The following is a 13,618-nucleotide window of genomic DNA, read 5'->3' as shown; positions in this document are numbered from 1 at the left end:
AGACGTTGGACGGCTGGGGGGGGCGTGCGTCAAGGCAAGTCTTCGCCTGTTGCGGCCGGTGCCGCGGCATCGCGTGGCCCGATCATGCCCAGGCGGGCTTTCAGCGACTGCGGCTGTCCGGTAATCAGGGCCGCATAGTTGGTAGTGTTGGACAGCACCTTCTTGACGTAGTCACGGGTCTCATTGAACGGCACGTTTTCCGCCCAGATGGCGGCCTCCAGGACTGGCGCGCCGGTTTGGCCACGCCATGCACGCGGGCGACCGGGGCCTGCGTTGTAGGCGGCTGCCGCCATCGGCATGGAGCCTTCAAAGCTGTCAAGCACCAGTTTCAGGTAGCCGGTTCCGATGGAAATATTGGTGTCCCGGTCCGTGATCTGGTGGGGCTGAAAATCCGTCATTCCAATCTTCTTTGCCGTCCATTTCGCGGTAGCGGGCATCACCTGCATCAATCCGGAGGCGCCCACGCCCGAGCGCGCATCGGTGATGAAGCGGCTTTCCTGGCGGATCAGGCCATACACATAGGCGGGGTCCAACCCGATTTGTTTGGCGCGTGCAATCACCGCAGCTTTGTGCGGCATGGGAAAGCGTTGTTCGAAATCCATCACGCCCTTGGTGCGGTCGCTGGTGTTGATGCAGCGGTCCCACACTTCCATCTGGCACGCCAGCTCGGCGGCGGCCAGCAGGTTGCGGTCGTCCATGCCGCCGCGCACATGCAGGTTGGTGCTGTAGTTCCATTCGCGCACCCCTTCTGCGCGCAGTCCGATGCGAATGGCATACAGGGCGCGGGTCAGGCCGGGGTTCTGGCGGGCGCCCTCTTTCTCGGCAGGCGTCAGCGCCTCAGGCCTTTGGGGTGCATTGATGCGTTGCCCCAATTCTTCCAGCGCCAGTTGTTCATAAAAACCGCGCACGCCAGCAATGCTCCCCAGCAACTGCAACGCCAGCGCCCGTGCGCCTTCGGGGGATGTTTGTGCCAGCAGGGCACGGGCGCGCCAGTAGGTCCAGGCGGCATCAGCACGTTGCGCGTCGCTCATGGCCGCAATGGCTTCCTGCACCTGCGTCCAGCGTCCGGCACGCAGTGCGGCGCGGGCCATCCAGGCCAGATGGTCGTCGTGCATGTACTGGGACTGCCCATTGGCAAAGTAACCAGGTGCATCGCCCGACAGCTTTTGTGCGGCACGTTTGCCAATAACGCCCCAGATCCAGCTGCGCTCTTCCTGGGTTAGCTGCGCCTTCCAGCGCAGCTTGTCCACTTCGACAGCGGCCTCAGAGGGTTCCAGATAGGCCTGACGAATCAGGGCCAGGGAAACCAGTTCGCGGGTTTTGGGTTGCAGTGCGGTGAGTTTGTCGTTGAGGTATTTGCCCGGATTCAGGTAGATCTCGCTGACGGTTCTGACGGACAGGGGGCTCACGATGCCCACCGCCTGGGTCACCACGCGCAGGCGGTCGTTTTCCATGCCCAGGCGGGCACGTTGCCACACCATCTGCTTGGACGTGGTGTGGTCCTTCACCAATTGTTCGGCGGCGCTGGCACAGCCGTCGTCCGCTTCCTTCAGGGGCAACCAGGCTTCCCTGACCTGGGCGGTGTTGTCCACGCCGCTGCTCAGGTGCTCTGCCAGGAGCGCATAGCAGCGCACCGAGCGGTCATCGTTCATGCGGTAGAGCGGGTATTCGCGGTTGAAGCTGACCCAGTCGCGGTTTCTGCCCAACTGCAACAGCCATTCGGAGCGCAGTTTGTCTTCCTGGTAGCTGCCGCTGTAGCGGGCAACGAAATCCTGAATCTCCTGGGCACTGGCCTCATCCAGCCGGGCGGACAGGTCCCAGTAAGCGGCCCAGGGTTCCAGCACGTGGCCACGAACCTGTGGCAGCAAGGCCGTCAGGCGTTTGCGGTCGCGTTGCTTGTAGGCTTGCGCCATCTCCAGCACCGTATCGTCGGCACGGGTGTTGTCCCGGACCTGCGCGTATGCTGGAGGAACGGTGAGCGACATCAGGGCGCTCACAAGGGTGATCGATGTCAGAATGGCTGAAAACTGCATGTGGAGATTATGGACAACTCGCAAGATATGAAAGCGGCGGCCAAAAAGGCCCTTCGCAAGGAACTGCTTGAACAACGCCTGAACATGCCTGACCGGCTACAGCAGGCCGACTTATTGCAGCGGGTCATGCGTATCTGGCTGGTGGGTCGTCCCGATACGGTGATTGGAGCCTATTGGCCGATCAAAGGCGAGTTTGACCCCCTGCCGGCCCTGCACCGGTGGAAGGAAGACGGCGAATTGCTCGACGAGCCGCAACCGCGCCGCATCGGCTTGCCGGTAGTCAACAAGGAACACAAGACCATGACGTTCCATGCGTGGTACCCCGGCTGCCCGATGGAAGAAGACGCCTATGGCATCCCCAAGCCCAAAGACACGGAAGTCATCGTGCCCACGCTGCTGTTCGCACCCTGCGTGGGCTATGGTCCTGGCGGCTACCGGCTGGGCTATGGCGGGGGGTTTTATGACCGCATGCTGGCCACCCTGGAGCCCCGGCCCTTCACCGTCGGATTGGGTTTTGGTGTGGGTTTTGTACCGGATTTCGAGCCCGAGCCGCATGATATGCCGCTGAACGCCATCCTCAATGATTTTGGCGTGGTGTGGCCGGTGTGACGGTTGCGTGACAGACATTTGACTTTGATCAAGCCCGCCGGGTGTTGGGGATCGTAGGATGGTTTCTTTAGGAGAGCCCTCACCATGCCAGACGCACCAGTCAAGACGCGCAAAGCCCGTAGCATCCCAAAAAAAACAGCCTCTGCGGCTGCTCCAGCCAGGCGCGCGACCTCCCGTGGCGACATTGCGCCCACCACCCGTGCACAGGCACTGGAAAATTTTGTAGCCAAAGAGGCCACCGCAGCCGCGCAGGGCAAGGCCGTTGCAGCTGTGCTCGAACTCGTGCGGCCCGACGCCCCCGGAACGCCTGGCACGCGTGCCAAGGCCTTGCGCGCCATGCTGGAAGGGGCTTCTGCTGATGATGCGCGTGTGTTGCGTGCAGCCTTGCATGGCCCTGCCGAGCCGGAAAATGGCCAGGGCGCCAACCCGGACAATGAGCTCACCCCTGATTGGCGCGATGGCGGCTACCCTTACCGCAACCTCATGCGGCGCAGTAGCTATGAAAAAGAGAAATTTCGCCTGCAGGTGGAGTTGCTCAAGTTGCAGGCCTGGGTCAAGGAGACCGGGCAGCGCGTGGTTATTCTTTTTGAGGGCCGCGATGCGGCAGGCAAGGGTGGCGCTATCAAGCGGTTCATGGAGCATTTGAATCCACGTGGTGCGCGCGTAGTGGCGCTGGAAAAGCCCAGCGAGATCGAACGCGGCCAATGGTATTTTCAGCGCTATGTGCAGCACTTGCCCACGCGCGGTGAGATCGTGCTGCTGGACCGCAGCTGGTACAACCGCGCCGGTGTGGAGCGGGTCATGGGATTTTGCACGCCCGAGGAGTACGGCGAGTTCATGCGCCAGACGCCCGAGTTTGAGCGCCATCTGGTGCGCAGCGGCGTGCACGTCATCAAGTTCTGGTTCAGCGTGAGCCGCAAGGAACAGCGCCGCCGTTTCAAGGAGCGCGAGAGCCATCCGCTCAAGCAATGGAAGCTCAGTCCCGTGGACCTGGCTTCTCTGGACAAATGGGACGATTACACATTGGCCAAAGAAGCCATGTTCTTCGAGACCGATACGGCCGACTCCCCGTGGACCGTCATCAAGAGCGACTGCAAGAAGCGCGCACGCCTGAATGCCATGCGCTACGTGTTGCACAAACTGCCCTATGCAACCAAAGACCTGCAGCACATCGGCAAGCTGGACCCGCTGATCGTGGGTCGCGCCCATGTGGTGTACGAGCGCGGCGAAAAACCCAGCGCGATTCTTTAAGAACAGGAAGGTCTGAGCGCAGTCAGTCTAGGCCGTCGTGGGTGTCGGGGTCCGGCACCTCGCCAATGGTCTGGCGCGTGGCCTGCGCCTGCGCCTGGAGCCATTCACAAAATGCCTTGATTTCGGGCCGCTGGCTACTGCGCGGCCCCACGATCAGCCAGTAGGCCAGGGGCGACTCCAGCCGCGTGCCCGGCAACACTTCCACCAAGTCACCACTCGCCAGGCTGTCCGCAATCAGGGGCATGCGGGCCAGCGCCACGCCCTGACCGGTCAGCGCGGCCTGGGCAATCTGGTGGGCGTAGTTGAAATACAGCCAGCGCTTGGGCTCAAAGCGTTTGAGGCCCTGGGCGTCCAGCCAGCGTTGCCAGGTGAGCCATTCCATGTGCTGGCTGCGGTACGCGTCGCCCGCTTCCACCAGTGCAAATTGCGTCAGATCCTGCGCTCTGTTGAGGCGTGGGCCGCTTTTGAGTAGCCAGGGGCTGGCCACAGGCGTCAGTTGTTCACCAAACAGGCGCTGCGCCTGTGCGGGCATGTGGGTGGGCACGGCATAGCGCAGGGCCAGATCCACATCCGAGGTTTCCAGGTCCACCGACGTGTCGGTGGCGTCAATGCGAATGTCAATGTCGGGGTGCGCGTGCTGAAACGACTCCAGCCGGGGGATGAGCCACATGGAGGCAAAAGACGCCCAAGTGCTGATGGACACGCTCTTGCGCCCCGCGCTCTGGCGAATGAGCCGCACCGCACTGTCAATACGCTCCAGCGAGGGTGTGACGGCACGCAGCAACTGGATGCCCGCGCCGGTCAGCTCCACCGCCCGCGTGTGGCGCAAAAAGAGACTGACGCCAATTTCGCTCTCCAACGACTGAATCTGCCGGCTCACGGCCGACTGGGTCAGCGACAGGTCCTCGGCGGCAGCGCGAAAGTTCAGGTGCCGCGCCACCGCTTGAAAGGCACGCAAGTGCCCGGCGGCAATGCTGCGGGAGCGAATGGGAGTAGGAGGTTGTTGCATGACTATTCATTCGATAAACGCATCAATAGCGTAGCGCGTTTTCATTGGACTGCCAAGGGCCGTAGCGCGATCATTCAATGCCAGATTGATGGTTTTATCAATCGTTTGTCTTCACCAGGAGAACACCATGGCTGCTCAACTCGTTCATAAATCGCAACAATCATCGGCCATGGCCTGCGCGGACGGGTCCATCAGCTGGCGCCTGGAGAGCGGTCGCGCGTTGACCCTGCAGCCACGGGATGCTGGTGAACTGCGGGTGTCTCAGGGGCGCATCTGGGCCACGCTGGATGGCCCGCACGCGGGGCCTGCCAACCATGCCGGTGACCTGGTGCTCCAGGTGGGTGAACGGCTGGTGTTGCGGCCCGGTCAACGCGTGGTGATTGAGTCGTGGGACCCGGTTGCCCAAGGGGCTGCCTGCTTTGTGTGGAATACCCAGCTTGCCCGATTGCCGGTGAGCGCCCACAGCGGTTCCCGCTGGCAGGTGGCGGTGGTGCAGCCCTGGCGGGATCTGCGCTTAGCCCTTCGTGGCCTTCTTGCCCGCTTTGGCCTTGAGGGCCGCGTCCATCGCCAGTCGGGCCCAGGGTGCCATGGCGTGCGGTGAGTCCATGGCGTCTTCCGGCGCGCTGTAGTAGTTCATGCCGCGTGAGACTGGCGCGCCATTTTTGGTGGCGGTGTAGGTGAAGCGTTCGCACCCTGCGGCCTCCCACTGCGCTCGGCTGTCATTGCTGGCCTTGAGCCAGAGCTTTTCTCCACCGCCCAGATCGGCAATGATGGCCAGCGACAGCCCATCGGTGCTGATACCCCAGCCGCCAAACATGCGCTTGGCAACGCAAGGCCCTGCGCTGGCGAGCAGTTCGCAGCAGTATTTCGCAAAGGGGCTGGTGACCGTGGCCATCGTGGCTCAGCGCGAGGCGGCGAGGGCCCGTGCATCGTTTTCATAAGCGCGCAGCGTGTCGATGAGCTTGCTGCGCTGGCGGTTGTTGATGCTGTTGTGCAGGGCTGCAAAGCCCGCGCAGTCTTCGGCGACCAGCCGGTCCCGGTATTGGCGGTAAGCAGGGTCTGGCGGGTTCAGGGTGCGATCGAGCAGGGCACGCACTTCGGCTTGGGCCTGTACGGGTGTGGGTGCGCTGACGGTGAGGCCGCGCAGTGTTTGCAGCGTGTCTTGCTGACGGCGCTGGGTTTCGCGGTACTGGGTGGCTGCATCAAAACTGGAAGCGGTGACGAACGCGCTGATCAGGCTGCGCTGGCTGGAATCGAGTGACCCGTAAAACGACTCCGCGCGGTCCACCAGTTGTTTGGTGCGGCGCTCGGCGCGCTCGCCTGGCGTGCCATCCATCCACTCTTCGCGCCATTCGCGGTTGCGTTTGTCAAACTGGCGGGCTGCGTGTTCCAGCTGCGCGCCTTGGAGGGTGGGCGCAATGGCTGCCATGGTCGGCAGGAGGCGTTTCAATGGCGCTTCTGCGCGTTCACGCAAGGTCGTATACAGGCCACATAGCTGCTCTGGCGTGGCTGGTTTCGCGGCATCACCTTGCAGCCGGTTGAGTTGCAGTGCCAGCAAGGGGAGCTCTTCTTTTCGGTGCCAGTCCAGGGCGGTCTGCAAATCGGCTTGCAGGCGATCATCCTGCGCCGTGTCGAAATCAAAATAGCGGTCCAGCCACCAGTACGTGAGATTGGGCGCGTTGTTGTAGCCCAAGCGCACCGCGCTGCAGCCGACCACCGACAGGGCGACGATCAGCACCCCGATAATGGACCCCCATCGGACCAAGCTACTCAGACCAGGACGCATCAAAAGGGACATGCAAGTGACATCAGCAACAGATACAAAACAGGCCGCAGGCAAGGACGCTGCGGTGGACGTGGTCATTATGGCGGCCGGTAAAGGCACACGCATGAAAAGCCTATTGCCCAAGGTGCTGCATCCGCTGGCCGGTCGCTCGCTGCTGCGCCATGTGCTGGACACTGCAGGGGCTTTGCAGGTCCGCAAGGCCGTCGTCATTACCGGTCATGGTGCTATGGAAGTGGAAGCAGCCTGCGCAATGGATACGGGGGCTGCAGGCCGATTGGGCATTAATTTCGTACGACAGGAGCCACAACTGGGCACCGGCCACGCCGTGCAGCAAGCGGTGCCCGAGCTGGCCGATGACGGCATCGTGGTCGTGCTCTCGGGCGATGTGCCTTTGACCCGCATCGACACCCTGCGTGCGCTGGTGGCGGCGTGTGGCGGAGACAAGCTGGCGCTGCTGACCATCGATTTTTCTGACCCCACCGGCTATGGCCGCATCGTGCGCGCGGGCGGCCGGCAGGGCGCAGTGCGCGCGATTGCGGAACAAAAAGACGCCACACCGGAACAGCTGGCGATCCATGAGGTGTACAGCGGCATCATGGCAGTGCCGGCGCGGCTGCTGAAGCCCTGGCTGGCGCGTCTGGACAACCAGAATGCCCAGGGGGAGTACTACCTGACCGACGTGGTGAAGTTTGCCGTGGCCGATGGCGTGACCGTCGTTGCGCACAAGATCGACGATGCCGTGCAGGTGGCCGGTGTCAACAGCCCCGTGCAGCTGGCCGAACTGGAGCGGGCCTACCAGCGGCGCGTGGCTTTGCAACTGATGGAGCAGGGCGTGCGCCTGGCGGACCCGGCCCGGCTCGATGTGCGGGGCGAGCTGCGCTGCGCGCAGGATGTTGCCATCGACGTGAACTGTGTTTTTGAAGGCCATGTGAGCCTGGGCGCAGGCGTCAAGGTGGGCGCCAACTGCGTCATTGCCAACGCCATCATTGAAGCCGGCGCGGTGATTCATCCCTTCACCCATATCGATGGCGAAAAGCTGGGTGTGACCGTAGGCCCGGGTTCACTGATTGGCCCGTTCGCACGTTTGCGCCCCGGTGCCCGGCTGGGGGCCGAGGTGCACATTGGTAACTTTGTGGAAGTCAAAAACTCCACCCTGGCCGCGGGTGCCAAAGCCAATCACCTGGCCTATCTGGGTGACGCCACCGTGGGGGAGCGGGTGAACTATGGTGCGGGCAGCATCACCGCCAACTACGATGGTGCCAACAAGCACCGCACGGTGATTGAGGCAGACGTGCATATCGGCAGCAACTGCGTACTGGTGGCGCCGGTGACGATTGGTGCCGGTGGCACCGTGGGCGGTGGCTCCACCATCACCAAAGACACGCCCGCTGGCGCCCTGAGCGTGGCGCGCGGCAAGCAGGTGAGCATTGCCAACTGGTCGCGTCCCCAAAAGGCGCGCAAAGTTTGATGCCAGAGCAGTCGCTTATGTCCGATGCAGCCGACGCCCGCATTGCCGCACTGGAAGCTGAACTGGCGGCGCAGCGCGAAGCCATGCAGGCATTCACGGCCACGGTGTCGCACGACCTGCGTGCGCCACTGCGCCACATCGTGTCTTTTGCCCAGCTGGTGCAGGAGGACGCGGGCCCCCAGTTGGGCGCGGAGGTGCAGGGCTTTTTGTCCACCATCACCGACTCGGCCCGCCAAATGGGTGTGCTGCTGGACGGGTTGGCGGAGCTTGCACGCATAGGCACGCTGCCCGTGGCGCTGGGGCCCGTGCCCTTGCAAGCGCTGGTGCAGGGCGTGTGTGCGGAGCTGGCAGAGCAACATCCCGGGCGGGCGGTGGATTGGCACATTGCCAGTGATTTGCCGGTGGTGCAGGCCGACGCCACCTTGTTGCGCCAGGCGCTGATGCATGTTCTGGGCAATGCGGTCAAGTTCACTGCGCCGCGCGAGCACGCAGTGATAGAGGTGACCGCGCAGCCAGGTGAATCAGACGGATTTGTTGCGCTGCAGGTGCGCGACAACGGCGTTGGCTACAACCCCGCCATGCAGGACAAGCTATTCCAGGCGTTTGGGCGCTTACACAGCCCGCGCGAGTTTGGCGGCATCGGCATGGGGCTGGCGCTGACGCACAAGATCATGCAGCGCCTGGGCGGCTCAGTGGATTCTGAAGGCGTGGTGGATGGTGGGTGCTGCGTGAAATTGCTGTTGAAAACATAGCTGGAAGCGCATATTCCACGCGGGCTACGGGCCTATTTTTTCAGTGGAAGCTCCGCGCCGAACTTGCTGCGCTTCACGCTGAAAAAGGCCTTCACATTGCGCACATTGGCGTCGCTGGTGAACAGCCGCTGCGCCAGCGCCAGGTAGTCCGGCATGTGGGCGGCATGCACCACCAGCACAAAGTCGGGCCCAGGGGACACGCGGTAGCACTGCTGCACGGCCGCGTCGCCCGCCACCCGCGCTTCAAATTGCTCCAGCGCCTGGGCATCTTGCCGGTCCAGCGTGATTTCAACGATGCCCGTCAGCCCAAAACCGATCGTGGCGGCCAGTTTTTCCGGGTTGAGGATGGCGATTTGGCGCTCAATCAGCCCGGCTTCGCGCAGCCGTTTGACCCGGCGCAGGCAGGTGGGTGGCGACGTGTGAACCCGCTCGGCCAGAGCCTGGTTGCTCAGACTGGCATCGTGCTGCAGTTGGGCCAACAACTGAACATCCACCTCATCTAGAATTATTTGTTCCATTTAAATAGCTTTTATGAAATAAATATCAATAAATTATTCAACATGAAATTATTATTCAATTTGTAAAGAAATTAGACAATTAATTTCCCTCCAGTGTGCCTAATATCGCGCCACTATCGAATATTTACGGAGTGTGGCTATGTGTGGAATCGTCGGCGCGGTATCAACCCGCAATATTGTCCCTGTGCTGGTTCAGGGCCTGGAGCGTCTGGAGTACCGCGGTTATGACTCATGCGGCGTGGCGGTGTACGCGCAGGGTGCCGATGCAGAGCATTCCGGTTTGCGCCGCGCGCGCAGCACCGCGCGGGTGGCGGAGCTGGCCGCGCAGGTGGCCGGCGTGGATGGGCAAGCCAAGCTGGAAGGCCTGATTGGCATCGCCCACACCCGCTGGGCCACGCACGGCGTGCCCTCGGTCAGCAACGCCCACCCGCATTTCAGCCACGGACCGGGTGTTGACGCACACCAGCGCCCTGGCCGTGTCGCGCTGGTGCACAACGGCATCATTGAAAACCACGACGAGCTGCGGGCCAGCCTCAAGGCCAAGGGCTACGTGTTTGTCAGCCAGACCGATACCGAAGTCATCGCGCACCTGGTGGACAGCCTGTACGACGGCGACCTGTTCGAAGCCGTTCAGCTGGCCACGGTGCAGCTGCATGGCGCCTACGCCATCGCAGTGTTTTGCAAGGACGAGCCGCACCGCCTGATTGGCGCACGCGCCGGTTCACCCCTGATTCTGGGTGTGGGTAAAGACGGCCAAGAACACTTCCTGGCCAGCGATGCCATGGCGTTGGCCGGTGTGACCGACCAGATCGTGTACCTGGACGAAGGCGATGTGGTGGACATTCAGCTCGGTAAATACTGGCTGCTGGACAAGGCCCGCAAGCCGGTTGCACCCGCGCAACGCCCGGTCAAAACCGTGCTGGCGCACAGCGGTGCCGCCGAGTTGGGCCCGTATCGCCATTACATGCAAAAAGAGATCTTTGAGCAGCCACGCGCCATTGCCGACACGCTCGAAGGCGTGGATGGCATCGTGCCCGAGCTGTTCGACCAGCAAATGAACCATGCGCCTGGCGCCAACGCCCACAAGGTGTTTGCCGAAATCGACAACGTGCTCATACTGGCCTGTGGCACCAGCTACTACAGTGGTTGCACCGCCAAGTACTGGCTGGAGAGCATCGCCAAGGTTCCCACACAGGTGGAAGTGGCCAGCGAATACCGCTACCGCGACTCCGTGCCCAATCCCAAAACACTGGTGGTTACCATCACCCAGTCGGGTGAAACGGCCGACACCCTGGCCGCCTTGCGCCACGCCCAAAGCTTGGGCATGAAGCACACGCTGACCATCTGCAATGTGGCCACCAGCGCCATGGTGCGCGAGTGCAGCCTTGCCTATGTGACTCGTGCAGGTGTCGAGATTGGTGTGGCATCTACCAAGGCCTTTACCACCCAGCTGGCAGGGCTGTTTTTACTCACGCTGGCACTGGCGCAGGCCAAGGGACATTTGACCGAAGCGGCCGAACAGGAACACATCAAGGCCATGCGCCACCTGCCCTCGGCATTGCAGGCCGTGTTGGCGCTGGAGCCGCAAATCATCAGCTGGTCGGAAGACTTTGCAAAAAAGGAAAACGCGCTGTTTCTGGGCCGGGGCATGCATTACCCCATAGCCATGGAAGGCGCCTTGAAGCTCAAGGAAATAACCTATATCCATGCCGAGGCCTACCCCGCTGGCGAGCTCAAGCACGGCCCGCTGGCGCTGGTCACCAGCGAGATGCCCGTGGTGACAGTGGCACCCAACGACGCGCTGTTGGAAAAGCTCAAGAGCAACCTGCATGAAGTGCGCGCCCGCGGCGGCGTGCTGTATGTGCTGGCCGACGCCGATACGCGCATTGAAAATGGCGACGGCATGCATGTGATTCGCATGCCGGAACACTACGGAGCACTGTCGCCACTGCTGCATGTGGTGCCGCTGCAGTTGCTGGCGTACCACACCGCCTGCGCACGCGGCACGGACGTGGACAAGCCGCGTAACCTGGCCAAAAGTGTGACCGTGGAGTAACACTTCTTTTTTGTCTGGTGTTTGTATTCTGGACAAATAAAGTCGTAAACACAGGTTCGGGCTGGCTCCGAATCTCGGCCCTTCACCTAGGAAATTGGCACTTAAGGTTCAGCCCCACTGTTTGATGGGTCTGGGCAATCTGCCGACCTTCACGAGCGGCCGCTATCTGGCGTTTGAATTTTCCCTGAAGTCATTGCCAGGAAGCCGCCAGCCGCCACCGGCTGAACAGTGCCCAATGCGGAAATTGATTTGTGAAATCGTATTGCTCGAAAGCGGACGCGGGCCCTGTTACAACTGGCACATGGTGTAAGTTGTCGGCAATGCAGCGTTGGACGAAACCGCTGTCGCGGTAGTCTCCGAGCCAGCATATTTGGCTCACCGGTGATTTGGTATGTGCCTATGTTGTGAATTGAGGCAATTAGCCTCGTTCACGCAGGAGCACAACCATGGAAACGTCAAGCCAACCGGTATCTCCATTGCGCCAACGTATGCTGGAGGACATGCGCATGCGCAAGCTCGCGCCCAAGACCCAGCAATCATATATCCGCGTAGTCAGCAGATTTGCAAAGTATCTGGGTCGATCCCCAGACACCGCCACCGCGGAAGATCTTCGGCGCTATCAGTTGCACCTGGTGGACGCAGGTACATCTCCCATTACCCTCAACGCCACCATCACTGGCTTGAAGTTTCTGTTTGATGTGACGCTGGGCCATGGCAATGTCCTGGCAAAGATGCAATCGGTGCGGGTGCCGCACAAGATCCCCGTTGTCCTGAATAAGCAAGAGGTAGCCCGTCTAATTGCCTGTGCCGGCAATCTCAAACATCAGACGGCCTTGTCTCTTGCGTATGGCACCGGACTGCGTGCCAATGAAGTGATCTCACTGAAGGTAACCGACATCGACAGCCAACGCATGACGCTGCGCGTGGAACAGGGCAAAGGTGGCAAGGACCGGTACGCCATGATCTCGCCGGTCCTGCTGGAGCGGCTGCGCGTGTGGTGGCGTGTGGCGCGCGCCCAAGGCAAGATGCTCAATGGCGGTTGGCTGTTTCCCGGACTTGACCCGATAAATCCGCTCACTGCGAGGCAACTCAACCGCGCCATTCATGAAGCAGCCACCTTGGCCAAGATTGACAAACGCGTGTCCATGCACACCCTGCGCCACAGCTTTGCAACCCATCTGCTGGAGCAGAAGGTCGACATCCGCGTGATTCAGGTGATGCTGGGCCACAAGAAGCTGGAGACCACAGCGCTCTATACCCAGGTAGCCACCGAGGTGCTCAAGGAGGTGATCAATCCGCTGGAAACACTGCAGCCGAAGTAGCCCACCACCATGGGGCCCGGTGCCCTGGAGGTGGCGGACATCTTCCGCGCCCATGGGCCAGCCTTTAGAGCGGCCCAGCGCTCCCATCTGAGCCTGGGTCAGCTCAAGGTCATGACAGCCATCGAACAGTGCCGCACAGCGGCACTGGGGGGACATGTTTTGCGCTGTCCGGACTGCCAGCACGATCAGGTGTCCTACAACTCGTGTCGCAACCGGCATTGCCCCAAGTGCCAAGCCAATGCTGCCAAGCGCTGGCTGGAAGCTAGAGAGGCCGATCTCTTGCCGGTGGACTACTACCACGTGGTCTTCACGCTGCCGGCACCCATCAGCGACATCGCGTACTACAACAAGGCCGTGGTCTATGGGCTGCTGTTTGAGATCGCCGCTGAGACACTGACCACCATTGCTGCAGACCCAAAGCACCTGGGCGCAGAGGTTGGTGCAACGCTGGTTCTGCACACCTGGGGTTCGGCGCTCACGCACCATCCCCATGTGCACGGCATCGTGCCCGGCGGTGGCCTCTCGTCGGACGGCACGCGCTGGGTATCGTGCAAGCCTGGCTTCTTCCTGTCGGTGCGGGTGCTCTCGCGCCTGTTCCGGCGCCGCTTCCTGGAAGCGCTGGAGCAGGCACACCGCGCAGGCAAGCTGCAGTTCTTTGGTGACAGTGCAGGCTTGGCCGATCCCAAGGCCTTTGCCAGAGGCTATGTCCTCATTAATTGTTGAAATTAAGCCCAACAATTTGTAGAGTGAAGCGATATCCAGCTTGGGAGGTTGCCATGAATGCCGAGACTTTTATTGGTTTACTGGAAGATGT

The 13,618-nt window shown here is 61.6% G+C and carries 12 protein-coding genes and 1 pseudogene; 8 read left to right on the top strand and 5 right to left on the bottom strand.

The genetic code is table 11. The annotated features are described in order from the left end of the window. Positions 1–29: 29 nt before the first annotated feature. Complete coding sequence (locus AC097W_RS18270; RefSeq protein ID WP_479604059.1) at positions 30–2,033, bottom strand: lytic transglycosylase domain-containing protein; 2,004 nt, start codon at positions 2,031–2,033, stop codon at positions 30–32. A gap of 9 nt (positions 2,034–2,042) precedes the next feature. Between AC097W_RS18270 and AC097W_RS18265 the strand changes: the two genes are divergently transcribed. Together AC097W_RS18265 and ppk2 are read left to right on the top strand one after the other, a co-directional pair. After that, positions 2,043–2,642: a 5-formyltetrahydrofolate cyclo-ligase gene (locus AC097W_RS18265; protein WP_479604058.1), complete on the top strand. Its 600-nt coding sequence runs from the start codon at positions 2,043–2,045 to the stop codon at positions 2,640–2,642. Between the two features lie 84 nt (positions 2,643–2,726). Beyond that, positions 2,727–3,893 (top strand): polyphosphate kinase 2, encoded by a 1,167-nt coding sequence (ppk2, locus tag AC097W_RS18260; protein WP_479604057.1) that lies wholly within the window; start codon positions 2,727–2,729, stop codon positions 3,891–3,893. 22 nt (positions 3,894–3,915) lie between these two features. On the opposite strand, the gene AC097W_RS18255 is transcribed toward ppk2, so the two are convergent. Continuing rightward, a complete protein-coding gene (locus tag AC097W_RS18255; protein WP_479604056.1) occupies positions 3,916–4,902 on the bottom strand; it encodes a LysR substrate-binding domain-containing protein in 987 nt (328 codons plus the stop codon). A 127-nt stretch (positions 4,903–5,029) separates the two neighbouring features. Between AC097W_RS18255 and AC097W_RS18250 the strand changes: the two genes are divergently transcribed. Further along, positions 5,030–5,503, top strand: coding sequence for a DUF2917 domain-containing protein (locus tag AC097W_RS18250; protein ID WP_479604055.1), 474 nt, complete (start codon positions 5,030–5,032; stop codon positions 5,501–5,503). Here AC097W_RS18250 and AC097W_RS18245 read toward each other — a convergent pair. Continuing rightward, positions 5,417–5,797: a TfoX/Sxy family protein gene (locus AC097W_RS18245; RefSeq protein WP_479604054.1), complete on the bottom strand. Its 381-nt coding sequence runs from the start codon at positions 5,795–5,797 to the stop codon at positions 5,417–5,419. The genes AC097W_RS18250 and AC097W_RS18245 overlap by 87 nt on opposite strands. A 6-nt stretch (positions 5,798–5,803) precedes the next feature. Beyond that, on the bottom strand, positions 5,804–6,700 hold the full coding sequence (locus tag AC097W_RS18240; protein ID WP_479604053.1) for a DUF6279 family lipoprotein: 897 nt from the start codon (positions 6,698–6,700) through the stop codon (positions 5,804–5,806). Positions 6,701–6,767: 67 nt separating this feature from the next. On the opposite strand from AC097W_RS18240, the gene glmU reads away from it, so the two are divergent. Together glmU and AC097W_RS18230 are read left to right on the top strand one after the other, a co-directional pair. Next, complete coding sequence (glmU, locus tag AC097W_RS18235) at positions 6,768–8,156, top strand: bifunctional UDP-N-acetylglucosamine diphosphorylase/glucosamine-1-phosphate N-acetyltransferase GlmU (RefSeq protein WP_479604168.1); 1,389 nt, start codon at positions 6,768–6,770, stop codon at positions 8,154–8,156. Between the two features lie 17 nt (positions 8,157–8,173). Next, positions 8,174–8,908 (top strand): sensor histidine kinase, encoded by a 735-nt coding sequence (locus AC097W_RS18230; protein ID WP_479604052.1) that lies wholly within the window; start codon positions 8,174–8,176, stop codon positions 8,906–8,908. Positions 8,909–8,940: 32 nt separating this feature from the next. Here the strand turns inward: AC097W_RS18230 and AC097W_RS18225 are convergent, their stop codons facing one another. Beyond that, complete coding sequence (locus AC097W_RS18225; RefSeq protein WP_479604051.1) at positions 8,941–9,426, bottom strand: Lrp/AsnC family transcriptional regulator; 486 nt, start codon at positions 9,424–9,426, stop codon at positions 8,941–8,943. Positions 9,427–9,565: 139 nt separating this feature from the next. Here AC097W_RS18225 and glmS point away from each other — a divergent pair, with 139 nt between their 5' ends. The 3 genes and pseudogenes from glmS to AC097W_RS18210 all read left to right on the top strand — a co-directional run. After that, complete coding sequence (gene glmS / locus AC097W_RS18220; protein ID WP_479604050.1) at positions 9,566–11,482, top strand: glutamine--fructose-6-phosphate transaminase (isomerizing); 1,917 nt, start codon at positions 9,566–9,568, stop codon at positions 11,480–11,482. 446 nt (positions 11,483–11,928) lie between these two features. Further along, on the top strand, positions 11,929–12,804 hold the full coding sequence (locus AC097W_RS18215) for a tyrosine-type recombinase/integrase (RefSeq protein ID WP_479604049.1): 876 nt from the start codon (positions 11,929–11,931) through the stop codon (positions 12,802–12,804). Positions 12,805–12,813: 9 nt separating this feature from the next. After that, positions 12,814–13,500: pseudogene (locus AC097W_RS18210) on the top strand (IS91 family transposase); the annotation flags it as partial. Positions 13,501–13,618: the final 118 nt, after the last annotated feature.

It is taken from the genome of Rhodoferax sp. GT1R46, assembly GCF_056521285.1.
Note: the sequence above shows the minus strand (reverse complement) of the source record. Positions and strands in the feature narration are given on the sequence as shown.

What these genes read in the sequence shown, in the direction of transcription:
- AC097W_RS18270 (WP_479604059.1), bottom strand. Translation starts at nt 2,033, where the DNA reads ATGCAGTTTTCAGCCATTCTGACATCGATCACCCTTGTGAGCGCCCTG.
- AC097W_RS18265 (WP_479604058.1), top strand. Translation starts at nt 2,043, where the DNA reads ATGGACAACTCGCAAGATATGAAAGCGGCGGCCAAAAAGGCCCTTCGC.
- ppk2 (WP_479604057.1), top strand. Translation starts at nt 2,727, where the DNA reads ATGCCAGACGCACCAGTCAAGACGCGCAAAGCCCGTAGCATCCCAAAA.
- AC097W_RS18255 (WP_479604056.1), bottom strand. Translation starts at nt 4,902, where the DNA reads ATGCAACAACCTCCTACTCCCATTCGCTCCCGCAGCATTGCCGCCGGG.
- AC097W_RS18250 (WP_479604055.1), top strand. Translation starts at nt 5,030, where the DNA reads ATGGCTGCTCAACTCGTTCATAAATCGCAACAATCATCGGCCATGGCC.
- AC097W_RS18245 (WP_479604054.1), bottom strand. Translation starts at nt 5,797, where the DNA reads ATGGCCACGGTCACCAGCCCCTTTGCGAAATACTGCTGCGAACTGCTC.
- AC097W_RS18240 (WP_479604053.1), bottom strand. Translation starts at nt 6,700, where the DNA reads ATGTCCCTTTTGATGCGTCCTGGTCTGAGTAGCTTGGTCCGATGGGGG.
- glmU (WP_479604168.1), top strand. Translation starts at nt 6,768, where the DNA reads ATGGCGGCCGGTAAAGGCACACGCATGAAAAGCCTATTGCCCAAGGTG.
- AC097W_RS18230 (WP_479604052.1), top strand. Translation starts at nt 8,174, where the DNA reads ATGTCCGATGCAGCCGACGCCCGCATTGCCGCACTGGAAGCTGAACTG.
- AC097W_RS18225 (WP_479604051.1), bottom strand. Translation starts at nt 9,426, where the DNA reads ATGGAACAAATAATTCTAGATGAGGTGGATGTTCAGTTGTTGGCCCAA.
- glmS (WP_479604050.1), top strand. Translation starts at nt 9,566, where the DNA reads ATGTGTGGAATCGTCGGCGCGGTATCAACCCGCAATATTGTCCCTGTG.
- AC097W_RS18215 (WP_479604049.1), top strand. Translation starts at nt 11,929, where the DNA reads ATGGAAACGTCAAGCCAACCGGTATCTCCATTGCGCCAACGTATGCTG.